The organism is Brevibacterium album DSM 18261 (assembly GCF_000426445.1).
In the GTDB taxonomy this organism is placed as follows: Bacteria; Actinomycetota; Actinomycetes; order Actinomycetales; family Brevibacteriaceae; genus Brevibacterium; species Brevibacterium album.
Genome location: NZ_AUFJ01000011.1, coordinates 298277 through 320005, shown reverse-complemented (window position 1 = coordinate 320005; position 21729 = coordinate 298277). Strand labels below are relative to the sequence as shown.

At 72.6% G+C, this 21729-nt stretch carries 24 protein-coding genes; 6 read left to right on the top strand and 18 right to left on the bottom strand.

Features of this window, described 5'->3' with window-relative positions; all coding sequences use genetic code 11:
* Window positions 1–19 precede the first annotated feature (19 nt).
* Both K318_RS20485 and K318_RS20480 read right to left on the bottom strand, forming a co-directional pair.
* Window positions 20–976 (bottom strand): helix-turn-helix transcriptional regulator, encoded by a 957-nt coding sequence (locus K318_RS20485; protein ID WP_035281165.1) that lies wholly within the window; start codon window positions 974–976, stop codon window positions 20–22.
* The gene (locus tag K318_RS20480) at window positions 969–2003 is read right to left on the bottom strand and encodes a helix-turn-helix transcriptional regulator (protein WP_051297733.1); all 1035 of its coding nucleotides are present in this window, start codon (window positions 2001–2003) and stop codon (window positions 969–971) included. Before K318_RS20480 ends, K318_RS20485 begins: the two co-directional genes overlap by 8 nt.
* Window positions 2004–2022: 19 nt before the next feature.
* On the opposite strand from K318_RS20480, the gene K318_RS0108835 reads away from it, so the two are divergent.
* Window positions 2023–3186 (top strand): DUF3866 family protein, encoded by a 1164-nt coding sequence (locus tag K318_RS0108835; RefSeq protein ID WP_029089235.1) that lies wholly within the window; start codon window positions 2023–2025, stop codon window positions 3184–3186.
* Window positions 3187–3216: 30 nt separating this feature from the next.
* Here the strand turns inward: K318_RS0108835 and K318_RS0108830 are convergent, their stop codons facing one another.
* From K318_RS0108830 to dop, 7 genes are all read right to left on the bottom strand, one after another.
* The gene (locus K318_RS0108830; protein WP_029089234.1) at window positions 3217–3591 is read right to left on the bottom strand and encodes an FKBP-type peptidyl-prolyl cis-trans isomerase; all 375 of its coding nucleotides are present in this window, start codon (window positions 3589–3591) and stop codon (window positions 3217–3219) included.
* A 48-nt stretch (window positions 3592–3639) separates the two neighbouring features.
* Window positions 3640–4590 (bottom strand): FKBP-type peptidyl-prolyl cis-trans isomerase, encoded by a 951-nt coding sequence (locus K318_RS0108825; protein WP_029089233.1) that lies wholly within the window; start codon window positions 4588–4590, stop codon window positions 3640–3642.
* 50 nt (window positions 4591–4640) lie between these two features.
* Window positions 4641–6119, bottom strand: coding sequence for a Pup--protein ligase (pafA, locus tag K318_RS0108820; protein WP_029089232.1), 1479 nt, complete (start codon window positions 6117–6119; stop codon window positions 4641–4643).
* Window positions 6116–6799, bottom strand: coding sequence for a proteasome subunit alpha (gene prcA / locus K318_RS0108815; protein ID WP_029089231.1), 684 nt, complete (start codon window positions 6797–6799; stop codon window positions 6116–6118). The genes pafA and prcA overlap by 4 nt, the downstream gene beginning before the upstream one ends.
* Window positions 6796–7641, bottom strand: coding sequence for a proteasome subunit beta (gene prcB / locus K318_RS0108810; RefSeq protein WP_029089230.1), 846 nt, complete (start codon window positions 7639–7641; stop codon window positions 6796–6798). The genes prcA and prcB overlap by 4 nt, the downstream gene beginning before the upstream one ends.
* Window positions 7638–7835 carry a ubiquitin-like protein Pup gene (locus K318_RS0108805; protein ID WP_029089229.1) on the bottom strand — a complete coding sequence of 66 codons (198 nt, stop codon included), beginning with the start codon at window positions 7833–7835 and terminating at the stop codon, window positions 7638–7640. Before K318_RS0108805 ends, prcB begins: the two co-directional genes overlap by 4 nt.
* A 72-nt stretch (window positions 7836–7907) precedes the next feature.
* Window positions 7908–9449: a depupylase/deamidase Dop gene (gene dop, locus K318_RS0108800; RefSeq protein WP_245579823.1), complete on the bottom strand. Its 1542-nt coding sequence runs from the start codon at window positions 9447–9449 to the stop codon at window positions 7908–7910.
* 3 nt (window positions 9450–9452) lie between these two features.
* Here dop and K318_RS0108795 point away from each other — a divergent pair, with 3 nt between their 5' ends.
* A complete protein-coding gene (locus K318_RS0108795; RefSeq protein WP_029089227.1) occupies window positions 9453–9848 on the top strand; it encodes a DUF3054 domain-containing protein in 396 nt (131 codons plus the stop codon).
* Between the two features lie 30 nt (window positions 9849–9878).
* On the opposite strand, the gene arc is transcribed toward K318_RS0108795, so the two are convergent.
* Genes arc through K318_RS20470 form a run of 3 tightly spaced genes read right to left on the bottom strand, consistent with a single transcriptional unit; the run spans window position 9879 to window position 13682 of the window.
* Window positions 9879–11453, bottom strand: coding sequence for a proteasome ATPase (arc, locus tag K318_RS20475; RefSeq protein WP_035281163.1), 1575 nt, complete (start codon window positions 11451–11453; stop codon window positions 9879–9881).
* Window positions 11450–12496 carry a tRNA (adenine-N1)-methyltransferase gene (locus tag K318_RS0108785; RefSeq protein WP_029089226.1) on the bottom strand — a complete coding sequence of 349 codons (1047 nt, stop codon included), beginning with the start codon at window positions 12494–12496 and terminating at the stop codon, window positions 11450–11452. The genes arc and K318_RS0108785 overlap by 4 nt, the downstream gene beginning before the upstream one ends.
* A 10-nt stretch (window positions 12497–12506) precedes the next feature.
* Complete coding sequence (locus K318_RS20470; protein WP_051297732.1) at window positions 12507–13682, bottom strand: site-2 protease family protein; 1176 nt, start codon at window positions 13680–13682, stop codon at window positions 12507–12509.
* A gap of 20 nt (window positions 13683–13702) precedes the next feature.
* On the opposite strand from K318_RS20470, the gene K318_RS0108775 reads away from it, so the two are divergent.
* On the top strand, window positions 13703–14515 hold the full coding sequence (locus tag K318_RS0108775) for a RecB family exonuclease (protein WP_029089224.1): 813 nt from the start codon (window positions 13703–13705) through the stop codon (window positions 14513–14515).
* Here the strand turns inward: K318_RS0108775 and K318_RS20465 are convergent.
* A complete protein-coding gene (locus K318_RS20465) occupies window positions 14493–15173 on the bottom strand; it encodes an HAD family hydrolase (RefSeq protein WP_035281161.1) in 681 nt (226 codons plus the stop codon). The genes K318_RS0108775 and K318_RS20465 overlap by 23 nt on opposite strands.
* A gap of 23 nt (window positions 15174–15196) precedes the next feature.
* Here K318_RS20465 and K318_RS0108765 point away from each other — a divergent pair, with 23 nt between their 5' ends.
* A complete protein-coding gene (locus K318_RS0108765) occupies window positions 15197–16024 on the top strand; it encodes a PAC2 family protein (RefSeq protein WP_029089223.1) in 828 nt (275 codons plus the stop codon).
* A 38-nt stretch (window positions 16025–16062) separates the two neighbouring features.
* Here the strand turns inward: K318_RS0108765 and mshC are convergent, their stop codons facing one another.
* The 3 genes from mshC to K318_RS0108750 are packed head-to-tail and all read right to left on the bottom strand — an operon-like array spanning window position 16063 to window position 18766.
* Window positions 16063–17304, bottom strand: coding sequence for a cysteine--1-D-myo-inosityl 2-amino-2-deoxy-alpha-D-glucopyranoside ligase (gene mshC, locus K318_RS0108760; protein WP_029089222.1), 1242 nt, complete (start codon window positions 17302–17304; stop codon window positions 16063–16065).
* 50 nt (window positions 17305–17354) lie between these two features.
* Window positions 17355–18194, bottom strand: a complete 840-nt coding sequence (locus K318_RS0108755) for an SCO1664 family protein (RefSeq protein ID WP_051297731.1) — start codon at window positions 18192–18194, stop codon at window positions 17355–17357.
* 5 nt (window positions 18195–18199) lie between these two features.
* A complete protein-coding gene (locus tag K318_RS0108750) occupies window positions 18200–18766 on the bottom strand; it encodes a DUF3090 domain-containing protein (protein ID WP_029089220.1) in 567 nt (188 codons plus the stop codon).
* A gap of 36 nt (window positions 18767–18802) precedes the next feature.
* Here K318_RS0108750 and K318_RS0108745 point away from each other — a divergent pair, with 36 nt between their 5' ends.
* A complete protein-coding gene (locus tag K318_RS0108745; RefSeq protein WP_029089219.1) occupies window positions 18803–19114 on the top strand; it encodes a hypothetical protein in 312 nt (103 codons plus the stop codon).
* 25 nt (window positions 19115–19139) lie between these two features.
* On the opposite strand, the gene K318_RS0108740 is transcribed toward K318_RS0108745, so the two are convergent.
* Complete coding sequence (locus tag K318_RS0108740) at window positions 19140–20054, bottom strand: aldo/keto reductase (protein ID WP_029089218.1); 915 nt, start codon at window positions 20052–20054, stop codon at window positions 19140–19142.
* Window positions 20055–20131: 77 nt separating this feature from the next.
* On the opposite strand from K318_RS0108740, the gene K318_RS0108735 reads away from it, so the two are divergent.
* Entirely contained in the window at window positions 20132–20974 is an 843-nt protein-coding gene (locus tag K318_RS0108735; protein ID WP_029089217.1) for an undecaprenyl-diphosphate phosphatase, read from the top strand.
* Window positions 20975–21003: 29 nt separating this feature from the next.
* Here the strand turns inward: K318_RS0108735 and K318_RS20460 are convergent, their stop codons facing one another.
* A complete protein-coding gene (locus K318_RS20460; RefSeq protein WP_051297730.1) occupies window positions 21004–21681 on the bottom strand; it encodes a histidine phosphatase family protein in 678 nt (225 codons plus the stop codon).
* Between the last annotated feature and the right edge of the window lie 48 nt (window positions 21682–21729).

The window sequence follows — 21729 nt, the reverse complement described above, 5'->3', positions numbered from 1 at the left end:
GGCAGTACTCGGGTCAAGTCTAGTGGCGGGCGGGAGCGTCTGCGCACAGGTCCAGTCCGGCGCGTACGAGTGCGGCCGCCTCCCGGGCCAGGGAGGCGGGCTCGACCTCGAGCACGCCCCGACCGTGCGCGGCCAGGAGCCGCCTGGCCCAGTCGCGGCCCGCCCGCGGGACGGTTACGGCGACGGTGCCCGGTCCGGCCGCATCGTGGACGAGCTCGCATCCCGGGGCCGAAGCCGCGAGCTCATCGGCGAGCCAGGCCGCCTCCGGTGCGAGTACGAGGCGCAGCCGCGAACCGGCCGTGCTCCCGGTCTCCGCGGGCGCGGCGTCCGGAGGATCCGCTGCGGGGCGGTCCGTCACCACGGCGCTGCGGATCCGCTCGACGGCGAAGCTGCGCTCTCCGCCCGATGTGTGGCAGTGCGCGTCCAGATACCACGTCCGGCCGAGGCGGAGCTGGTGCGGTGTGACGGTTCTCACGGTGAGCTCGTCACGGCTCGGGACGTAGTACTCGAGGCGGAGCGCCCGGTCCTCACGCAGCGCACTCCGGATCCGTGCGGCGAGGTCCGGGGCGATGGTGGGAGGCGCCACGTCGAGCACGCCTGCGGCGCCGCCGGCGGTGCGCGCCAGCTTCTCGCGCACCGCCGCCACGGTCTCGGCCGGAGCAGCCCCGGATGCCGCGAGATGCTCGACGGCGAGCAGCAGGCCCGCCGCCTCGTAGGGGCTCAGCCGCACGGGCACGGAGACCTCCTCCGCATTGCCCACGTAGACCCTGCCGTCCTCCCATTCGGCCTCGATGAGGTCATCGGGCAGATGGCCGGGCCGGCCCGTGACGAAGAGCAGCTCGAGATCGTCGACGATCTGCGCGGCATCGACCTGGAAATGGGCCGCGAGCTCATCGAGGGTGGTCCCGGGCCTGCGGGTGAGATAGGGCACGAGGCCCAGCAGGCGGGCGAGCCGGTCCGCCGCGCGCTCAGCCACGGCCGGCGACCTCCAGCGCCTGGGCGGTGGCGGCGAGCAGCTCGCGGTGCAGACCGCGCAGCGAGGCCGGGGCGACGACGGCCACGGAGGGGGTGAACTCCAGCAGGCGCTCGGCGAACCGGGCGGGATCGTCGAGCGGCACCTCGCAGCCCTCCCAGCCCGCGGGCGCGGCCGCCTCCGCCGGCAGCACTGCGGGCGCGCCCTCCTCCCTGAGCGGCAGCGCACGTCCCGGGGCCAGGGCCAGCAGGCAGCGTACCGGCATCTCCGCCGGCTCGGCGGCCGGTTCGGGGGCGAACTGCTCGGCGGCCCGGAAGTCCTCCGGGATCGCATAGTCGCCGTCGCGGCGGCGCGGCACCTTCGCGATGCGGCCGGAGATCCTGCTGAGGCGGAAGGAGCGCACCGCACCGCGGTCGAGATCGCGGCCCATGACATAGGAGCGCGCGCCCCTGGTCAGCAGCGCATAGGGCTCGAGCCGCCGCGTGGCCGATTCCCCACCGGGCCTGCGGTAGTCGAACGAGACCGCGCGCCGGGCCTCGAGGGCATGCAGCAGATCCGCGAAGGCCGTGCCTGCGAGCGAGCCCGGCAGCCGGGCGGACACCTCGGCGGCGGTGCTGTCCCCGCTGCCGGCGTCGAAGCCGTCGCCGAGACCGCGGAGCTTGCTCAGCGCGGTCCCGGCCCCGGCGGCGAATGCGGTGTCGTCCAGGAGCGTCCGGCTCACGGAGACGAGTGCCGCCTCCTCCGGCGTGAAGCCGATCTCGGTGAGCGCGTAGTCGGAGTCCTCGATGCGGTACCCGTAGCCGGTGCCGCCCGTGACCGGGTCGTCCCAGTCGCTCACGCTGATGCGGATGCCCAGCTCGGCAAGCGCCTGCTTGTCGCGGCTGAACTGGCGGTCGAAGGCGGCATCGTCGAGATCCGCGTAGTCCTGGATGGCGCGGCGCAGGAATTCGCGGTCGACCCACCCCTGGGCCGCGCGGAGGGCGATGAGCAGGTTCAGCAGCCGCTCGGTCTGACGACGTACTCGTGACACGTCCCCTACAGTACTCACCATGATCCATTGGCGCCGCGCGACAGTCCGCACAGTCCTCCACGACCGGCCGGGAGCGCGGGAGGTGAGCGCGCAGCTCGACACCCCCCTGCCCGGCGACGACTCCGCCGCGGAGGTGCGCGCGCTGGCCTACACGGACCTCGTGGGCTCCCCCGAGCCCGGCGACGCCGTGCTCCTCAACGTCTCCGCGCTCGCGCGCGGGCTCGGCACCGGCGGCTTCGCCCTCGTGATCGCACTGCCCGAGAGCCTGCCCGCCGATCCTCCGCCCGGCCCGGGGCACCTCGTCAAGGACCGGTACTCCCCGCTGCAGACGATGGTGCTCGGGGTCGACGATCAGGAGTCTCCGCACCACGAGACGCTGCGCACGGCGGACTCGCTCGCAGGCCGCCCCGTGGTCGTCGCAGACCTGCATTCCGCCGTGCCGGCCATCGCCGCGGGCATCCGCGCAGACCGGCCCGAGGCGCGGATCGCGTATGTCATGACCGACGGCGCCGCCCTGCCCCTGCAGTTCTCCCGCGCCGTGAGCACGCTCCGGGAAGCGGGCGTCCTGAGCGCGACGGTCACGGTCGGCCAGGCTCACGGGGGCGATCACGAGGCCGTGACGGTCCACACGGGCCTGCTGAGCGCCGTGCACATCGCGGACGCCGACGCCGTCATCGTCGCGCAGGGTCCGGGCAATCTGGGCACCGGCACACCCTACGGCTTCTCCGGTCTCGTGGTGGGCGACCACCTCAATGCCGCGGCCCTGCTCGGCGGCACCGCGATCGCTGCCCTGCGCATGTCCCAGGCCGATGCCCGGGACCGCCACCTCGGCGTCTCGCACCACACGCTCACCGCGGTGGGCCGGGTCGCCCGGCCGGGAGTTCTCGTGCCCGCCCCCGTGCTGGGCTCGCTCACGCCCGCAGAGGCGGCCCGCGCCCGTGCGTGGGGGCAGGAGCAGGCCTGGGCCGATGACGGCGCCGCGCTGCCGGCGCGACTCGAGGAGCAGCTCGCAGTGCTCACCGCCGCAGGGCACGTGCGCGAGGAGATCGGACTCGCCGGTCTCCTCGACGCGCTCGAGGCCGCACCCGTCCGCATGTCGACGATGGGGCGCGGCCTCGACCGGGATCTCGCGGCCTTCCTCGCCGCCGCCGCCGCGGGCCGGGCCGCGGCGGCGAGGATCTGAGGGCTCCGGCGCATCCCGCTCAGGGAGAGCTCAGCCGATCTTCTCCAGATCGCAGACGAAGATGAGGCTCTCGTTCGGAGCGATCGCACCGGGGACGCCCGAGGGGCCGTAGGCGAGGTGGGGCGGAATGCGCAGCGTGCGACGTCCGCCCACCTTCATGCCGGTCACGCCCTGGTCCCAGCCGGGGATGACCATGCCCACCCCGAGCTTGAACTGCAGCGGCGCGCCGCGGTTGTAGGAGGCGTCGAACTCCTCGCCCGTGGAGAAGGCCACACCCACATAGTGGACGGCGACGGTGTCACCGGGCTTCGCCTCCTCGCCGGTGCCCTCGGTCTCCTCGACGATCTCGAGTTCGGTGGGCGCGGACTCGCCGGGGAAGTCGACGACGGGCTTCTGCTTGCTCATATCTGCTCCTTGTCTCGGGTGTGTGCGTCTCAGGGCTGCGCCGCGGCGTCAGCCGACGGCGGCGAGGATGTCGATGACGAAGACGAGGGTGGCGTCGCCGGGGATCTCTCCCTGGCCCTGCGCCCCGTACCCCTTGTCCGGGGGCACGACGAGGACGATCTGCGAGCCCACCTTCTGGCCCACGAGGCCCTCGTTCCAGGCGTCGATGACGGGCGCCTGCCCCACGTTCTGCACGGGATAGGGCTCGCCGCGCTCCCAGGAGGAGTCGAAGGGCTCGGAGGCGTCGTCCCACAGCCAGCCCGTGTAGTGGACGGTGACGTTCTGCCCCTCCTCGACCTCGGGGCCCGTGCCCTCGATCGTGTAGGCCGTCTCGAGCTCGGCCGGCGGTTCGCCGCTGGGCTGCTCGAGTGCCGGTGCGCCGTTCTCGCCGCGGGTGACGGCGGGGAAGCCCTCCGGCAGCTCCTGCTCCTGGCCCTCGGCCCGCTCCAGCGGCTCGGGGATGTCCTCGACCCCCTCGATGTCGACGACGTAGAGCAGCGTCTCCGGTTGGGAGCCCGACTGCGCGGGCCCGTTGAGGGCGAGCAGCACGCGCGAGCCCACCCGCTGGCCCACGACGGCGTCGAACAGGCCCTGGTTGATCTGCGCGGTGTCCGTGGGGAAGCCCGAGGGGGCCTCGCTCTCGTACGAGGACTCGATGACCTCTCCCGAGGCGCCGGAGACGAGCGTCATATGGGCGGTCACCTGCACCCCCTCCTCGACGGTCTCGCCCTCGCCCTCGGAGACCACGGTGGAATCGGGCTCCTCGATGACGAGCGGGGCCTCGAACTCGACCTCCGGTTCGCTGCCGGCCTCACCGCTCACGGTGACGTCGTCGAGCGCCGTGGACTGCGCCTCGACCTCCTCGGCCGCGGGCGACTGGGCCGGCTCGGCCTCGTCCGCGCTGCACGCGGAGAGGACGAGCACCGCGGTCACAGCGGCGCTGAGCACGGTCTTTCTCACAGATGGTCCCTTCTGACGGTGGTGCGATGGGAATTGGCTTCTCACGGTGCTCAGGGTCTCACAGCCGCCTGGGGATCGGCCTCAGCGGCGAGTGCCGCGATGAGGGCCTCGGCGCGCTCGTTCTCCGGTGCGAACGGGTCCTTGAGCACCACTGCCCGGTGGGCGTGGTCGTTGACCCGCAGGTGGACCCAGTCGACGGTGAAATCGCGGCGCGCGGCGTGCGCGGCGGCGACGAAGCGCCCGCGCAGGCGGGCGCGGGTGCTCTCCGGGGGCGTCTCCTCCGCCCGGGCGATCGCGTCCCGGCCTGCGACCGTCCGGACCCGGCCCGCGGCCTCGAGCGAGGACAGCAGGCCCGCGCCGGGGGTGATGTCGTGGAAGGCGACGTCGAGGCGGGCCAGCCGGGGATCGGAGAAGTCCGCCCCGCTGCGCTCGAGGTAGCGGTCCATGAGCGCCTTCTTCGCGACCCAGTCGATCTCCTCGGCCATGACGGAGGGATCGCCGCTCTCGAGCGCTGCGAGCATGCGCGACCACCGGTCGATCACCCGGGCGGCCGTCGCATCGTCGCCGAGCGAGTGGTCGCCGCGCTGCACGAGGGCCGCGGCGTGCTCGAGGTAGACGCCCTGCAGCTGCAGCGCGGTCCGGGCGCCCCCGTCCGCGCCCTCGAGCTCCGTGGAGCCCGTGAGGTCGCGGGCGATGAGGCGGATGTCGCGGATGGGATGGCGCAGGCTGAGGTCCCGGACCGGCACGCCGGTCTCGATGAGGTCGAGGACGAGCCCTGCCGTGCCCACCTTGAGCTCCGTGGTGGGCTGCAGCATCGAGGAGTCGCCCACGATCACGTGCAGCCGGCGGTACTGCTCCGCGTCCGCATGGGGTTCGTCCCGGGCATTGATGATGGGCCGCGAGCGGGTGGTCGCCGAGGACACGCCCTCCCACATCACATCGGAGCGCGCGGAGAGGCCGAAGACCGTCCCGCCCGGCCCGGTCGGAGCCGTGCGCTGCGAGGCCTGCGTGCCGGGCGCGGCGTTCGGGGAGGGCGCTGTGAGCGTGGGCGAGGCGGGGATGAGCGCGCCGGCGCCGGCGATGAGCTGCCGGGTCACGAGGAAGGGCAGGAGCGTCGTGGCGAGCCGGGAGAAGTCCATCGAACGGCGGATGAGGAAGTTCTCGTGGCTCCCGTAGGAGTTGCCCGCGGAATCGGTGTTGTTCTTCACGAGGTGGGCGGTGCCGTCGTGGCCGTCGGCCTCGAGCGCGGTCTGCGCGCGCGAGAGGAGGTCGGCCAGTATCCGGTTGCCCGCCGCATCCTGCGCGATGAGGTCCGGGAGCGCATCGCATTCGGCCGTCGCGTACTCGGGATGCGAGCCCACGTCGAGGTAGAGGCGGGAGCCGTTGGGCAGGAACACATTGGACGAGCGCCCCCACTCCACGACCGGCCGGAACAGGTACCGGGCCACCTCCTCCGGCCCCAGGCGCCGCTCCCGGCCTGCGGTGTAGGCGATCCCGTACTCGGTCTCGAGTCCGAAGATCCTCTTCATGCGAGCTCCTCCTCCGTGAGTCTCCGGAACGTGCGGCGGCTCTGCGCGGCGCTCGCGCCCAGCCGGGTGCGGTCCAGCAGCGCGGCCTCGAGGTGCGCGGAGTCCGCCGTGAGCCCCATCGCCTCCCGTCCGGCCGCGAGCGCCTCGCGCAGGCCGAGGCCGGCGAGGTCCCCGGGGCCCGCGTCGAGGCGCGCGGTGATCGCCTCGGCCCCGCCGCCGAGGGCCACGTGCGAGCGCTCGTCGGCGATCGAGCCGTCATAGGAGACCCGGAAGAGGCGGTCGGCCGCCGGTGCCGTGCCGAGCTCCGCGACGACGAGCTCGACCTCATAGGGCTTCTGCGCATTCGTGAACACGCCGGCGAGCGTCTGCGCATAGGCGTTCGCGAGCCCCCGGGCGGTGACGTCCGAGCGTTCATAGGAGTATCCGCGCAGGTCCGCATACCGCACTCCGGCCTGGCGCAGGCCCTCGAACTCGTTGTACTTGCCGACCGCGGCGAAGCCGATCCGGTCGTAGATCTCCGCGAGCTTGTTGAGGCTCGGGGAGGCGTTCTCCGCGAGCAGCAGGATGCCGTCCGCGCAGCCGAGCACGAGGACGGAGCGCCCGCGGGCGATGCCCTTGCGGGCGAAGTCCGCGCGGTCCTTCATGAGCTGCTCGGGCGAGACGTAGAACGGGACGGTCATCGCGCGGCCTCCCCCCTGTTCGCGGCACCGGCCCTGCGGCGCTCGACGACGGCGGCGGCGAGGTCGAGCACGTACGCCTCGTCGAGGCGCCGCTCCCCCTCGGGGCCCACCGTCCGGATCACGGGGGCGATGCCGTGCACGAGATCGGCCCCTCCCGTCCCGGCATCGTCCTCGGCCGCATCGGCGAGGGCCTCGAGCGCGGCGATCGCGGCGGCCTCGGTCTCCAGCGCGGGGGCCCACAGGCGCTTGAGCGCCGAGCGCGCAGGACCCGAGCCCGAGCCGATCGCGTGCCAGCTGACCTCCTCGTACTTGCCCCCGGTGACGTCGAAGCTGAAGATCCTGCCCCGCGGGGCGCGTGCCGTGGGCTCCGCGCCCGGACTGTCCGCCCCGGCGAGCTCGGCCCCCGCGAACAGTGGCACGACGGCGAGTCCCTGCAGCGCGAGGCCCAGATTGGTCCTCAGCATCGCGGCGAGGCGGTTGGCCTTGCCCTCGAGCGAGAGCGGAGTGCCCTCGATCTTCTCGTAGTGCTCGAGCTCGAGCTGGAACAGGCGGATGAGTTCGAGCGAGAGCCCGGCCGTGCCCGCGATCCCTATGACCGACTCCGCGTCTGCCCGGTGCACCTTCTCGATGCGGCGGTGGGCGATCTGATGCCCGGCGGTCGCACGCCGGTCACCGGCCATGAGCACGCCCTCGGCGGTCGTGAGTGCGAGCACCGTGGTGCCCTCTGGCACGCCGGCGCCCGCGTGCCCCGGGGTCGGCAGGGCGTCCGGGCGGAGGCCGGAGACCAGGTCGAAGAACGAGGAGGAGGTCGCGGAGAGGAAAGCGGGTTCGAATCCGCTCACTGTCCGCCCTTCTGGACGAAGTTGCGCACGAACTCCTCCGCATTGGACTCGAGGACGGCGTCGATGTCGTCGAGGATCGAGTCGACCGCGCTCGTCTCCACCTGGGTCTGCGCCTGCGGCGCGAGCGGCCCCTCGTCCTCGGGCAGGTCGGGGCGCTCGCTCCGGTCCTTGCTGGTCTGTCCGCTGCCGCTCATCATCCACCTCGTGATTCGTCCTCGCCGACGGGTCGTGCCGCCGGTCGGTTCTGGCTCATGCGCTGTTCAAGTCTAGTCGCCCCGCCCGGCCAGCTCCGCGAGGCGGTCCGCGAACTCGTCCGCCGTCGCGGCTGCGTCCACGATGTCGCCCACCGCCTCTCGCGTGAGCACGTGCGGGCTGCGCAGGGGGATGCGCACGAGGCGCCCGTCGCCCCGCTCGAGCACGACCGAGTCCCACGAGGCCGCCGCGACCTGCGTGGGGAAGCGGCGGGCGGCGCCCCCGCGCACATGTGCGCGAGTCGACTCCGGGGCGCGCTCCACGGCGGCGTCGACCTCCGCATCGCTCGTGAGCCGGCGGATGCGGCCGGCGGACTCGAGCTTGTGGAAGAGCCCCTTCTCCCGCCGCACATCCGAGTACTGGACGTCGATGAGGTGCAGCTTCGGATCGTCCCAGTCGAGCCCCCGGGCGCGGAAGCCCTCGAGGAGGGCGAGCTTCGCGACCCAGTCGATGTCGGCGGCGAGGCTCATGGGATCCGTCTCGAGGCCCGTGAGGAAGCGCTCCCACTCAGCGAGCACCTCGGCGGTGTCCGCGTCCGGGGACTCCCCCGCGGCCTCGCGCGCGGCGTCGAGGTAGAGACGCTGGATCTCGAGCGCGGTGAGGCTGCCGCCGTCGGCCAGCGGCAGCCGCGCCGAGAGCGTGAGGTCGTGGCTGACGGTCTGCAGCGCTGCGACGGGGTCGGCGAGTTCGAGGCGGGGGCAGCGGCCGGACTCGATGAGCCCGAGGACGAGCGAGGTCGTGCCCATCTTCACGAGCATGGCCGGTTCGGCCAGCGTCGCATCGCCGATGATGACGTGGAGCCGGCGCCAGCGGTGCGCATCCGCGTGCGGCTCATCGCGGGTGTTGACGATGGGCCGGCGCAGCGTCGTCTCGAGGCCCACCTGCTCCTCGAAGAAGTCCGCGCGCGAGGAGATCTGATAGCCCGCGGCCTCCGCGCTGCGGCCGATCCCCACCCGGCCGGCCCCGCACAGCACCTGGCGGGTGGCGAAGAACGGCAGCAGGCCCGCGGCGATGTCGTCGAAGTCGGTCTCACGGCTGACGATGTAGTTCTCGTGCGTGCCGTAGGAGGCGCCCTTCGAATCCGTGTTGTTCTTGTACAGGCTCACCGGCTCGCGGGTGCCTGACAGCGCGCGCACGCTCGCCTCCGCGATGCGGTCGCCGGCGCGGTCCCACACGATCGCCTCGCGCGGCGTCATGACCTCCGGCGAGGAGTACTCCGGGTGCGCGTGGTCGACGTAGTAGCGGGCGCCGTTGGGCAGCACGACATTGGCGAGGTACTGCGCATCCGGCTGCATCTCGGGCAGGTGCGTGAGCTGGGTGAGATCGGCGTGCGCCTCGCTCATGAGGAAGCCGCGCGCATCCGCGAGCGGGGACTCGGAGGCGAAGTCCCAGAAGGCCTGGGCCGACTTCAGCCCCAGCGGTGCGGCATAGGCGTCCACGACACGCGCGGAATCGCGCATCGGATTGGCGTGCGGCCGGCCCGGCTGGCTGATGCCGAACTCCGATTCCGTGCCCATGACCCGGCGTACGGTGACGGGCGTGCTCTCTACAATCATCGTGTGACCTCCACTAAGCCCTCTCATCTCGTCCTCGCCCTCGTCGTCGACGCGCTGCTGGTCGCGGCGTTCGTCGTCGTGGGCCACTACCAGCACTATCGCAGCTTCGACCCCGCCGGGCTGCTGCAGACGGCCTGGCCCTTCCTGCTGAGCCTCGTCGCGGCCTGGCTGCTCGTCCGCGTCTGGGACCAGCCGCTGTCCCCGCTCGCCACCGGCACCGGGGTGTGGGCGGTCACCGTCCTCCTCGGCATGGTCATCCGCTTCCTCTGCACCGGTTCCGGCGTCGCCGAGCCGTTCCTCGTCGTCGCCACCGCACTCAACTTCGCCACCCTCGTGGGCTGGCGGCTCATCGCGAGCATCGCAGCGGGCCGCGCGCGGTCCGGCCGCGCCAAGCGCTGAGCCGGGCGGAGGGCGGAGCCCTCGCCGGACTCAGGTCCCCTGCAGCGTCTCGAGCTCGACGATGCGGGCGCCCTTGCGCCCGGAGATGCGCGCCCACTCGTCCGGATTGCTGGTGTTCGGCAGGTCCTCGTGCTCGGCGAACTCCTCCGCGACGGCCAGATCGAAGTGCTCCCAGGCCAGGCCCTTGACGCCGCTCGCGAGGAAGTCCTTGATCGCGTGCTTCTTGGCCCGGTCCACGATGTTGCTGATCATCGCGCCGGAGGCGAAATCGGCGAAGTGGAGGGTCTCGGTCGTGCCGTCGGCGTACGTGGCGCGCACGAAGGCGTTGCGCTCCGTACGCGCGTACATCCGGTCCACGATCCGTGCGATGAGCGCCGGCAGCCCCTCGGCCCGCAGGTCCGCGCGGAACGGCAGGGCGTCCGTGACGTACTTCGAGCAGATGTCCACGGCACCCGCGGGGTCCGGCCGCTCGATCCGGATCTTCACATCGAGGCGGCCGGGCCGCAGGATCGCGGGGTCGATGAGGTCCTCCCGGTTGGAGGCGCCGATGACGATGACGTTCTCGAGCTTCTCCACGCCGTCGATCTCCGCGAGCAGCTGCGGCACGATCGTCGTCTCCACGTCCGAGGACTTGCCCGTGCCGCGGGTGCGGAACAGCGACTCCATCTCGTCGAAGAACACGACGACGGGACTGCCCGCGGTCGCCTTCTCCCGGGCGCGCGAGAAGATGATGCGCAGCTGCCGCTCGGTCTCGCCGACGTACTTGTCGAGCAGCTCGGGGCCCTTGACGTTGATGAAGTAGCTCTTGGCGCGAGGGTCCTTGCGCCGCGAGGACAGCGAGTGCGCAACCGCCTTCGCGATGAGGGTCTTGCCGCACCCCGGGGGGCCGTAGAGCAGGATCCCCTTGGGCGGCTTGAGGCCGTGCTCGGTGAACAGCTCGGGATGCTCGAAGGGCATCTCCACCGCGTCCTTGATCTGCCCGATCTGCGGGGCCAGGCCGCCGATGTCGGCATAGGAGATCGAGGGCACCTCCTCGAGCAGGAGGGTCTGGACCTCGGGCTTGTCCACGACCTCGGAGGCGAACTGCGTGCGGCGGTCCACGAGGACGGCATCGCCCACCCGGACCCCGTGCGCGCGCAGGCCCTCGCTCAGCCGGTAGACGAGCTCCTCGTCGTTGGGTCCGCCCACGAGCACCCGCTCGCCGTCGGGGAGGAGCTCGCGGACCGGGGCGACATCGCCCACCCCGCGACCGGCCGCGGCGGCGATGACGACGAGGCCCTCCGAGAGGCGCACCTCGGCACCCGGGACGAGCGCGGTGTCGGAGACCTCGGGGGCCACCGCCAGCCGCATCCGCCGGCCGGAGGCCAGCACCTCGACCGTCCGGGCCTCGCCGGTGCCGGCGACAGCCGTGAGCACGGTGCCGAAGGTGTTGGGCGGCTCGGAGAGCGCGGCGACCTCGGCCTTGATGCGGGTGAGCTCCTCGCGGGCGCCACGGAGGGTCTTCGTCAGCGTCTCGTTGCGCTTGCCGGCGGCCATGAGCTGCTGGCGCATCATCGAGTTCTCGCGGCGCAGCCGTGCCGCCTCGTCGACCGTCTCCTGGGTCATTCCTGCTCTCCTCCCGCGGGGTCTGCGATCTCCCCAGACTGCTCCGCCTCGATCCGCGCGCGCGTTCCCGTCTGCCGTATGAGACGGCGGAGCTTCTTGGGGGTGGCCGTGCGCTGGCCGATCGCGTGCTCGGTGATCTCCGGCCCGAACCACGCCTCCCGGTCCTCCGCGCTGGGCGCGGTGCCCTGCGGGCGGCGGGAGCGCTCGAGCGGCGGAACGGCGGGCGCCATGCGGCGGGCGAAGAGGAGGAAGCCCGTGTGGCCGATCATCCGGTGCTCGGGCCGCACCGCGAGACCCTCGAGATGCCAGTCGCGCACCATCGACTCGAGCGCCCTCGGCTCGGCGAACAGGCCCGAGGCGCGGACGGCCTCGGCGGTCCGCGAGAGCTGGGAGGCGGTCGCGACATAGCAGATGAGGGTGCCGCCGGGGGTCAGCGCCTCGGCGACGGCGGGCACGCACTCCCAGGGCGCGAGCATGTCGAGCACCACGCGGTCCGCCGAGCCCGGTGCGGCCGCCTGCGGCAGGGACTCGACGAGATCGCCGACGGTGCACTCCCAGGCCGGATGCGCGCCGCCGAAGAAGTCCGCGACATTGCCGGCCGCGATCGTCGCGAACTCCTCGCGCCGCTCGAAGGAGTGCACGGAGCCGGTGTCGCCCACGGCCCGCAGCAGCGCGATCGTGAGGGCTCCCGAGCCCACGCCGGCCTCGATCACCCGGGCCCCGGGGAACACGTCCCCGAGGGTCGTGATGAGGGCGGCGTCCTTGGGGTAGACGACGGCCGCGCCGCGCGGCATCGACAGGACGAAGTCCTCGTAGCTGGGGCGCATCGCCTGGTACTCGACCCCGCTCGTGCTCTCCACGATCACCCCGGCCGGCGAGCCCAGGAGGTGATCGTGCTCGATCCAGCCGCGGTGCGTGTGGAACTGCTCGCCGGGGCTCAGCACGATGGTGTGCAGGCGGCCGCGCGGGTCGCTCAGCTGCACCTTGTCGCCGGGCCGGAACACGCCGCGGCGCAGGTCGGCGCCGATCGCAGTCTCATTCATTCCCCCCACCTTAGTGGGCGAGCAGCTCGTCGAAGAACTCCTGGAGGTCGATGAAGCCCACGAGCGTCTCGCCCTCCATGATGAGGCAGAACGCGGCCTTGGGACGATGGGTGAGCGATTCGAGCAGATGGGGTGCGGTGATGTCCGCGGGCGCGCCGATCCACGGCCCCAGCGGGCGGATGAACTCGTGCACCCGGTGGTCCGCGCCGGTGGCCCGGCCGGCCGCCGTGCGGTCGACGAGCCCGCACGGCAGGCCCTGCCGGTCGAGGACGACGAGGAGCGGCCTGCGCCCCGTGCCCGGATCCGCGTACTCGAGCGCGGTGGCGAGCGGGGCGTCCCAGGAGGCCGCGACGGCGGGCTGGATGACCCGGGACATCTCGTAGGTCTCGACCCGGCGCGCCTGGGTGGCGTGCTTGGCCGCGTCCGAGGCGGAGAACCACACCATCGTCGCGATGACCGCCGTCCAGCCCACCGTGATAAGGTCCGGCCGCTGTCCCTGCGCGAGCGGCAGGAGGAGGCTGCCCACGACGAAGCCCACCGCGATGATCCGGCCGAACCAAGCGGCGGCGATGGTGCCTGCATAGGGACTGCCGGTCACGCGCCAGAACACCGCCTGGAGCGCCCAGCCGCCGTCGAGCGGGATGCCGGGGAGGAGGTTGATCGCACCGAGGACGAGATTGGCGAAGGTGAAGCCGAACAGCAGCAGCCACGGCACCGAGCCCCGGACGGCCGCGTCCATCGCGAGCCAGCCCAGGCCGCCGAGGACGAGATTCACGACGGGGCCGATGACGGAGATCGTGAAGCTCACCCAGGCCGCGCGCGGGGAGTCCGGCTCCGTCCGCGGCTCGAACCGGGTGAAGCCGCCCCACACGTTGAGCTCGATGGCCGCGACGCGGTAGCCGAACAGGCGGCCGGTCACCCCGTGGGCGAGCTCGTGGAGGAAGACGGAGCCGAAGAGGACGACGGAGAAGAGGACCCCAACCGCCCAGGACATCCAGCCGAGGTCCGGGCGCACGCGCGCGACCCAGGGGCTGATGAGGACGGCGATGACGCCGGCGGCGATGAACCACGACCAGGCGAGCAGCACGGGCGCACCGAGGACGCTGCCCAGACGCAGGCCGCGCGAGGCGCCGGGGGCGTCCGCAGGGGCTGGGGTGGAGCTGGTCTGTTCGGGCACGCAGGCCATCCTACGGGTACGGTTGGCGCATGGCCGAACTGCTCGCCCTCTCCCCCTCCCGCGCCAACGACTTCGTGCAGTGCCCGCTGAAGTTCCGCCTCCGCTCGATCGACAGGCTGCCGGAGCCGCCCTCGGAGGCCGCCTTCCGGGGCACGCTCGTCCACGCGGTGCTCGAGCACCTGTTCGACGTGCCCGCGCCCGAGCGCACCGTCGAGCAGGCGGTGAGCGGGATCGGCCCCGCGCTCGAGGCCCTCCGCGAGAAGGATCCGGAGACCGTCGCAGAGCTGTTCCCCGCCGCGGCCGATCTGGACCGCCTCCGGGAGCAGGCCCGCGGACTGCTCGAGGGGTACTTCACGCTCGAGCTGCCGGAGAAGGTGGAGCCGGCCGCGCGCGAGCAGTTCGTGCAGGCCGAGCTCGACGACGGCCTGCGCCTGCGCGGCTTCGTCGACCGGACCGACATCGCGCCCGCCGGGCAGGTGCGACTGGTCGACTACAAGACCGGGAAGCAGCCCAAGCCGCAGTACGCGCGCGAGGCGGACTTCCAGATGCGCTTCTACGCCCTCGTCCACTGGCGCTCGCGGCGCGAGCTCGTCCACACCCTCCAGCTCTTCTACCTCGGCAGCCGCACGACGGTCGCCAAGCGCCCCACCGCCGCTGACGTGGAGCGGACGGAGCACGAGATCCTCGCGCTGTGGGAGGAGATCGCGCGTGCCGCGGAGACCGACCGCTGGCGGCCGCGGAAGTCGCCCCTGTGCGGGTGGTGCCAGTTCAAGCCGCTCTGCCCCGCCTGGGGCGGCACTCCCCCGCCGACCCCGGAGATCACCGCGATCGCGGGCCGCTGAGCGCGTCCGCGCCGAGCGCGGCGAGTTCGGCGACCGTCACCCCGGCGAGGGAGGGCAGGTACCGCGCGCCGGGGAGCGTCGGCAGCTCCACGATGTGCGGGATCGCGACCGCCTGCGTCCCGGCCGCGAGCGCCGAGCGGAGGCCGGGCAGCGAGTCCTCGAACGCGAGGCACTCCGCGGGATCGAGGCCCAGGGCGGACGCGCCCGCGAGGTAGGGCTCGGGATGCGGCTTGCCGTGCTCCACCTCATCGCCCGTGACGAGGGCCGCGAAGGTGCCCTCGGGGCAGGCCGCGACCACGGCCTCGGCGAGCACGCGGTAGGACATCGTCACGAGCGCGCAGGGCAGCCCGGCCGCGCGCAGCTCGGCGAGCAGCTCGCGGGCCCCGGGCCGGAAGGGCACGTGGCCGCGCACCTGCTCGACGACGCGGGCCAGCAGCCGGTCGACGATCTCCCCGGCCAGCAGGTCGAGGCCGTGCTCGCGGAGGATCTGCGCACTCGTGAGGAGCGGATTGCCCACCATGAGCTCGCCGAGCTGCTCGTCCCAGTGAAGGCCGTGCGCGCGCATGAGCTCCGTCTCCGCACGCATCCAGTAGGGCTCGGTGTCCACGAGGGTCCCGTCCATGTCCCACAGCGATCCCCGGAAGGGCAGCATAGTCATGGCACCAGCGTAGTCTGGGAGGCATGGAGTACCTGCCTCAGCCCGGATCGAAGCTCATCGTCATCGCCTTCGAGGGATGGAACGACGCCGCGGACGCCGCCTCCTCGTTCGTGCGGGCGATCATCGACCAGATGGGCCTCGACCTCACCGGCACGCTGGGCGGCGAGGAGTTCTACGACTTCCAGACGCACCGCCCCTCGCTCAGGCGCGGGCCCGGCGGTGAGTCGCGGATCGACTGGCCGCGCACCGAGATCAGCACAGGCACGGTGCCCGGCGCCGGCCTGCGCGTCGAGGTGATCATCGGGCAGGAGCCGGCCTTCCTCTGGCAGCGCTTCGCCGCCCTCGTCGCCGAGCGCGCGGAGCCCGGGGACGCCGTCGTGCTCGCGGGCGCGCTGCTGGCCGACACCGTGCACTCGCGGCCCATCCCGGTCACCGTCACGAGCGAGCGGCCCGAGGAGGTGCCCGGCGCCGATGCCGTCCGCAGCGAGTACGAGGGCCCGACCGGCATCCTCGGGGTCATCGAGCACGAGCTCGCGGCGGTCGGACTGACTGCGGTGTCGCTGTGGGCGGCAGTGCCCGGCTATGCCGCCGGCGGCCACTCGCCCAAGGCGCAGCTCTCGCTCATGACCGCGTTCGAGGAGCTCACGGGCCTCGTGCTCGAACAGGGCGATCTCGTCGAGCGCGCACGCGCCTGGGAGGCCGAGGCCGAGGCGGCCGTCGAGGCCGATGAGGACCTCGCCGACTTCGTCCGCCGGCTGGAGTCGATGACCGATGCCGCGGACCTGCCCGAGGCCAGCGGCGAGGCGATCGCGCGGGAGTTCGAGCGCTACCTCCACCGCCGGGACCAGTAGCTCCCGCTCAGCGCGGTCCCGGCCCGGCGGAGGTCGGCTCAGCGCAGGTCGATGCCGAGGAGCGCGTCCACGGCGTCGATGACGAGGGCCGTGCCCTCGGGATCGGAGTCGCCGTCATCGGCCTCATCGGCCCAGTCGTCGAGGAGGTCGAGTGCGGCCGGGGTGTCGATGTCGTCGGCGAGGACGGCGCGGAGTTCCGCGACCAGCTCCTCGGCCTCGTCCTTGTCCGTGCCCGCGCGCGCGGCCGCGCGCCATGACTCGAGACGGGCGGTGGCATCGGCGAGCAGCCCGTCGACGTACTCCCAGTCGCTGCGGTAGTGGTGCGAGAGGATCACGGCCCGGATGGCCATGGGATCGGCGCCCCCGGCGACGAGCCGCGAGACGAGGACGAGATTGCCCTTCGACTTCGACATCTTCTCGCCCTCGTAGCCCACCATGCCCACATGCATGTAGGCGCCCGCGAAGGGCTCGCCGGTGAGCGCCTCAGCATGCGCCGCGCCCATCTCGTGGTGGGGGAAGGCGAGGTCCGAGCCGCCTCCCTGCACCGTGAGCGGCAGGCCGGCATGGGCCCGGGCGATGACGGCGCACTCGATGTGCCAGCCGGGACGCCCGGGGCCCAGCCGCCCGCCGTCCCATTCAGGCTCTCCCGGGCGGGCCGCGCGCCACAGCAGGGCGTCGAGGGGGTCTTCCTTCCCCGGGGTCTTAGGATCGCCGCCGCGCTCGGCGAAGAGCTCGAGCATCTCCTCCCGTGTGAGGTGGGAGACGGAGCCGAAGGGCGGCTCCACCGCGGTCCGCACGCGGTAGTACACGTCGCCGTTCTCGAGCGTGTAGGTCGCACCGGCGTCGACGAGGGCCGTGACGGCCTCGACGATCTCCGGGATCGACTCGACCGCACCGATGTAGCTGGCCGGCGGGATGACCCGGAGGTGCTCCATGTCCGAGCGGAAGAGGTCGATCTGGCTCGTCGCGAGTTCGCGCCAGTCCGCTCCCGTGGCCGCGGCGCGCTCGAGGAGGGGATCGTCGACATCGGTGATGTTCTGGACGTATGTGACGTCGATTCCGGCATCGAGCCACAGCCGCTGCAGCACGTCGAATGCGACATAGGTGGCGGCATGCCCCAGATGGGTGGCGTCGTACGGGGTGATCCCGCAGACGTAGAGGCGCGCTTCCTTCTTCTTGCTGCACGTTCCCGCCGGCCCGCGGTGCGAGGAGCAGAAGACGGTGGGCCGCTTCCCGCGGGCGGGAAGGCTGGGGATCTCAGGGGCTGACCAGGATTTCACGCAGACCAGCATGGCATCTTCCACGGATATTGTCACAGCGGACTCAGCCTCTACAGAGGCGGCCAGGGCACCGCGCGGCGGTCCGCGGGCGGCAGGGGCAGGTGCCCGGCCCGCAGGAGCGCCTCGGCACGGGCGCGGAGCGAGGCGAGCTCCGGCGCCGAGAGGTGCCCCGCGAGCTCAGCTCCCCCGGCCTCGGACTCCCCTCCCGCGAGCGCCGCCGCAGCGGAGACGGCCGCCCGCTCCTCCTCGGTGAGGGCGGAGCCTGCGAAGCCCCACAGAACCGTGCGCAGGGTGGGCGCGGTGTTGAAGGACAGCCCGTTGTCGATGCCCCACACGCGGCTCGCGGCGGGCAGCTCCGGTCCGCACAGCCACGCCCCCGTGAGGATGTGTCCGCCCTTGCGGTCCGCGTTGTCGATGAGGACGTCGAAGAGGGCGAGCCGGCGCACCGCCGGGGACAGGGAGTGCGCGAGCACCACCTCGGCGCCGTTCTCCAGCTGTGCCCGGAGCACGGGTGCGAGCGTGCGCGGGAGCCCTCCGGGAGGGGAGAGCACGACGGCGGGATCGGACTCGGGGTCCGTCTCGACGTAGGCCTGCAGCGAGCCGTCGAGGTCCGGCCGCCAGACCGTCGGCGGGACGACGTCGAGGCCCAGCCGCCGGGAGAGCTCATAGGCCGCGACCTCCCGGTGCGAGAGCGTGCCGGGCGGGAAGTCGGGCAGCGCGCGCTCACCGGAGCGGGTCTTGAGCACGGCCCGCAGGGCGAGGCGCCTGCCTGCGCTGCTTCCCTCGACGACCGTCAGCAGGGTCTCGTTGCTCGCGCCGGGCATCCGGCCGAGGACGCGCACGGCGCCGGCGCGCAGCAGTCCGAGGGCCGTGGCCTCGGGCGGGTCCACGCTGCTCAGCGGGCCACTCCGTTGAGACGGGGGCAGATGTGGCCCTGGGCGTCGAGGGGCTGGTGGCACAGGGGGCATTCGCCGCGGCCGGCGGAGACCACCTGCAGCGCGCGGCGGGCGAATTCGCGCGCCTGCGGGCCCGGCAGCATGACGCGCAGCACCGCGCGGTCCTGGCCGTCGTCGCCGGGTTCGGAGCTGGAGCCGGACTCCGCGTCCGCGCGCGTGAGCTCGAAGCACTCGAGCAGGAGGCGATGGTGCTCCGTGTCCCAGCCCATGCTCATGGTGCCCACCCGGAACTCGGGGTCCACCGGGGTTACGAGGCCCGCGTTGTCCTCGAGCTCCGGCAGCGGGTGCGGGGGCACGCCGTGGTCGGCCCCGGCCCGTGCCCGCACGAGGTCGAGCAGCTCGTCGATCCGCTCGGCCAGCACCTCGACCTGCTCCTTCTCCAGCATGACGCTGTGCACGGTCCCCGCCGAGGACGCCTGGAGGAAGAAGGTGCGCTCTCCGGGAAGGCCCACGGTGCCTGCGACGAAGCGGTCCGGAGCCTGGTGATCGAAGACGTGAGCGGGCATGCACACAGGCTATACGAACCGAGTATCCTTGGGGCCATGAGCACCGATCCGAGTACCGCACTCGAGGACTTCCTCGCCGCCGTCCGCGAGCACTTCGCGGCCTCCGCCCACCGCACCTCGGACGCCGATGCCCGCGTCGAGGCCGCCTACATGGCCCTCGCGGACGCCTTCGAGCTGTACGAGGACGCCCTCTACACCGAGTACGGGGAGGTCACCCCCTTCGAGCTCTTCGACGATGTCGAGGACGAGCGGGACGACTCTGACGACGAGCCCGAGGACGACGACTCGGACGATGACTCCGATGACGATGATGACGACTACGACGAGGACGCCGACGAGGACTACTGAGCCTCGGCGAGGGCTCTGCTGAGCCTCAGCTCAGGGGATCGGAGATCTGTGCGAGCACGTCCCGGATCTCCGGCGCGAGCGTGAGCTCCGAGGCCAGGAGCTGGTCGAGCTGCTCGCGCGTCCGCGGGGAGACCAGGGTGCTCGCGCACGCCGCTTCGCGGTTCCAGGCCAGGGCGATGTCGACCGCGCTCACGCCCAAGGCGGCCGCGGCCTTGACGGCGCCCTGCACGATCCCGGTCGAGTCGTCGTCGAGCAGCTCGCCCACATAGTCGGCGAGATCGCCGCCGGCCCGGCTCCCGCGCGGGAGCCGGGCAAGGTACTGTCCCGTGAGCACTCCGCGGCCGAGACCGGCGCCCGCGATGAGCCCCAGTCCCATGTGGTCGAGCGCGGGGCGCAGATCGGCCTCGGCGTCGCGGAGCAGCAGCGAGTACTCCGCGACCGCGCCTGCGATCGGCACGCCCGGGAAAGCCGTGAGCAGGGCCAGCTGCCACGCCGTGTGGTGCGAGACCATGACGTATCCCACGTCCCCGCGCTGTGCGAGGACCGCGAGCGCGGATGCCGTCTCCTCGAGCGGGACGCCGGGGTCGAAGGCGTCGAGGACGAGCACCTCGATGCGGTCGCGCCCCAGGCGGGACATGAGCGCGCGCACGTCCGCGAGGAGGTCCACCCTCCCCGTGCGGTAGCGGCGCGGCTGACCGTCCGGCGCGCCCACGCCCACCCGAGCCGCGAGCGCGAGCGCGGAGGGCAGCCGCAGCCGGCCGAGGAGGTCGACCGCGGGCGCATCGAAGGAGGGCAGTTCGACGAGGGTGCCGCCGGCCGCGGCATAGGCGTCGAGGAGCTCCTGCGCCGTCGCCTCGTCCACCCTCCGTCCCCACTCGAACGTGCCGAGCGAGAGTTCTGACACATGCAGACCGGTCCGGCCCATCTGATACTGGCGCATGCTTCAGAAGGCTACCGGACGCGGGTAGTACCCTTGACCCCGCTCCCCCGCCTCCCGCGAAAGGATCCCGCCCTCCCATGGACTGGCTCATCGCCGCCGTGCTCGGCATCGTCCAGGCGCTCACCGAGTTCCTGCCCATCTCCTCGTCCGCGCACGTGCGCATCGCCGGGGAGCTCATGCTGCCGGGCCAGGACCCGGGCGCGTTCTTCACCGCGATCATCCAGATCGGCACCGAGGCCGCCGTGCTCGTCTACTTCTGGCGCGACATCGTCACGGTGATCGGCGCATGGTGCCGCTCGCTCGTGGGCCGGGAGGACCGGAGCAATCCGCACGTGCGCCTCGGCTGGCTCATCATCATCGGCTCGATCCCCATCGGCGTGCTGGGCCTCCTGTTCGAGGACCAGATCGACTCGGTGCTGCGCAGCCTGTGGATCACGGCGACGATGCTCATCGTGTTCGGCCTCGTCATCGGCGTCGCCGACCGTGTGGGCCGGCGCGAGCTCACGCTCGAGAGCATGACCTGGAAACAGGGTCTGGGCTTCGGATTCGCGCAGGCGCTCGCGCTCATCCCCGGAGTCTCGCGCTCCGGCGGCACCATCATGGCCGGCCGCTTCATGGGCTTCACCCGCCCCGAGGCCGCCCGGTACTCGTTCCTGCTCGCGATCCCCGCGGTCATGGCCTCGGGCGCGTACGGCGTGTACAAGTCCCTCACGGACGTCGCCGCCGGTGAGGAGATGGTCCTCGGCTGGGGACCGACGATCCTCGCGACCGTCGTGAGCTTCGCACTCGGCTACGTCGTCATCGTCGCGTTCCTCAAGTACGTCCAAACGCGCTCGTTCGCGATCTTCGTGTGGTACCGCGTGATCCTGGGCCTCGTGCTCTACGTGCTCCTGGGCACCGGGGTGCTGAGCGCGGGCTGAGGTGCGGTGGGCCTCCCGGACGGGAGCCCCTACCGCCCGCCGCCGGGCACCGAGCCCTGGGCGGTGCGGCCGGCGGCCGTGGCCCCCAGCATCGTCACGGTCATGGGCGGTCCGTGGACGGCCTCGCCCCCGTCCCGGGGTGCGGGTGCGAGGAGGATCCGCGAGACCGAGGCCGGCGCGACCGCGATGCGCTGGAACTGGTCGAGTTCGACGCCGAGGGCATGGGCGAGTGCGAGTTTGATGACATCGCCGTGGGAGACCAGCACGACGGCCCCGGCGCCGGCCTCCTCGGCTCGCACACGTGCGGCCGCGAGCGCGAGGCGGGCGCGCACGTACACCTCGGACAGGGACTCCCCGCCCGGGAACCGCGCGCGGCTGGGCACGCTGCGGACCGTCCGCCACAGTTCCTCGCGCAGGAGGTCCGCGATGCTGCGGCCGGTCCAGTCGCCGTAGTCGACCTCGGCGAGCGCCTCGAGGACCACGGCCCGGCCGTCGTCATCGGCGAGGATCCGCGCGGTGGAGACGCACCGGGCGATCGGCGAGGTGAGGACCGGCACGGACGGCTCGCGCAGCTCCGGGACGAGCGCCCTGGCCTCGGCGACCTGCTCCCGCCCCCGCTCCGTGAGGGCCACGTCGTCGCTGCGGCCGGCCAGGACGCCGGCGGTGTTGGCGGTGGACTCGCCGTGGCGGATGAGGATGATCTCCATCGCTCAACTGTAGCCGGACGCGTCGGCGACCTGCGCCGGTGCTAGCCT

Excerpts from the sequence above, each read along its gene's own strand:
- K318_RS0108830 (WP_029089234.1), bottom strand. The coding sequence starts at position 3,591 with ATGAGCAAGCAGAAGCCCGTCGTCGACTTCCCCGGCGAGTCCGCGCCC.
- K318_RS0108835 (WP_029089235.1), top strand. The coding sequence starts at position 2,023 with ATGATCCATTGGCGCCGCGCGACAGTCCGCACAGTCCTCCACGACCGG.
- K318_RS20470 (WP_051297732.1), bottom strand. The coding sequence starts at position 13,682 with ATGGCCTGCGTGCCCGAACAGACCAGCTCCACCCCAGCCCCTGCGGAC.
- K318_RS0108735 (WP_029089217.1), top strand. The coding sequence starts at position 20,132 with ATGGACTGGCTCATCGCCGCCGTGCTCGGCATCGTCCAGGCGCTCACC.
- K318_RS20460 (WP_051297730.1), bottom strand. The coding sequence starts at position 21,681 with ATGGAGATCATCCTCATCCGCCACGGCGAGTCCACCGCCAACACCGCC.
- K318_RS0108805 (WP_029089229.1), bottom strand. The coding sequence starts at position 7,835 with ATGAGCGGCAGCGGACAGACCAGCAAGGACCGGAGCGAGCGCCCCGAC.
- K318_RS0108740 (WP_029089218.1), bottom strand. The coding sequence starts at position 20,054 with ATGCGCCAGTATCAGATGGGCCGGACCGGTCTGCATGTGTCAGAACTC.
- K318_RS0108750 (WP_029089220.1), bottom strand. The coding sequence starts at position 18,766 with ATGCCCGCTCACGTCTTCGATCACCAGGCTCCGGACCGCTTCGTCGCA.
- K318_RS20465 (WP_035281161.1), bottom strand. The coding sequence starts at position 15,173 with ATGACTATGCTGCCCTTCCGGGGATCGCTGTGGGACATGGACGGGACC.
- K318_RS0108785 (WP_029089226.1), bottom strand. The coding sequence starts at position 12,496 with ATGAATGAGACTGCGATCGGCGCCGACCTGCGCCGCGGCGTGTTCCGG.
- dop (WP_245579823.1), bottom strand. The coding sequence starts at position 9,449 with ATGATTGTAGAGAGCACGCCCGTCACCGTACGCCGGGTCATGGGCACG.
- prcA (WP_029089231.1), bottom strand. The coding sequence starts at position 6,799 with ATGACCGTCCCGTTCTACGTCTCGCCCGAGCAGCTCATGAAGGACCGC.
- pafA (WP_029089232.1), bottom strand. The coding sequence starts at position 6,119 with ATGAAGAGGATCTTCGGACTCGAGACCGAGTACGGGATCGCCTACACC.
- K318_RS0108775 (WP_029089224.1), top strand. The coding sequence starts at position 13,703 with ATGGCCGAACTGCTCGCCCTCTCCCCCTCCCGCGCCAACGACTTCGTG.
- K318_RS0108765 (WP_029089223.1), top strand. The coding sequence starts at position 15,197 with ATGGAGTACCTGCCTCAGCCCGGATCGAAGCTCATCGTCATCGCCTTC.
- K318_RS0108745 (WP_029089219.1), top strand. The coding sequence starts at position 18,803 with ATGAGCACCGATCCGAGTACCGCACTCGAGGACTTCCTCGCCGCCGTC.
- arc (WP_035281163.1), bottom strand. The coding sequence starts at position 11,453 with ATGACCCAGGAGACGGTCGACGAGGCGGCACGGCTGCGCCGCGAGAAC.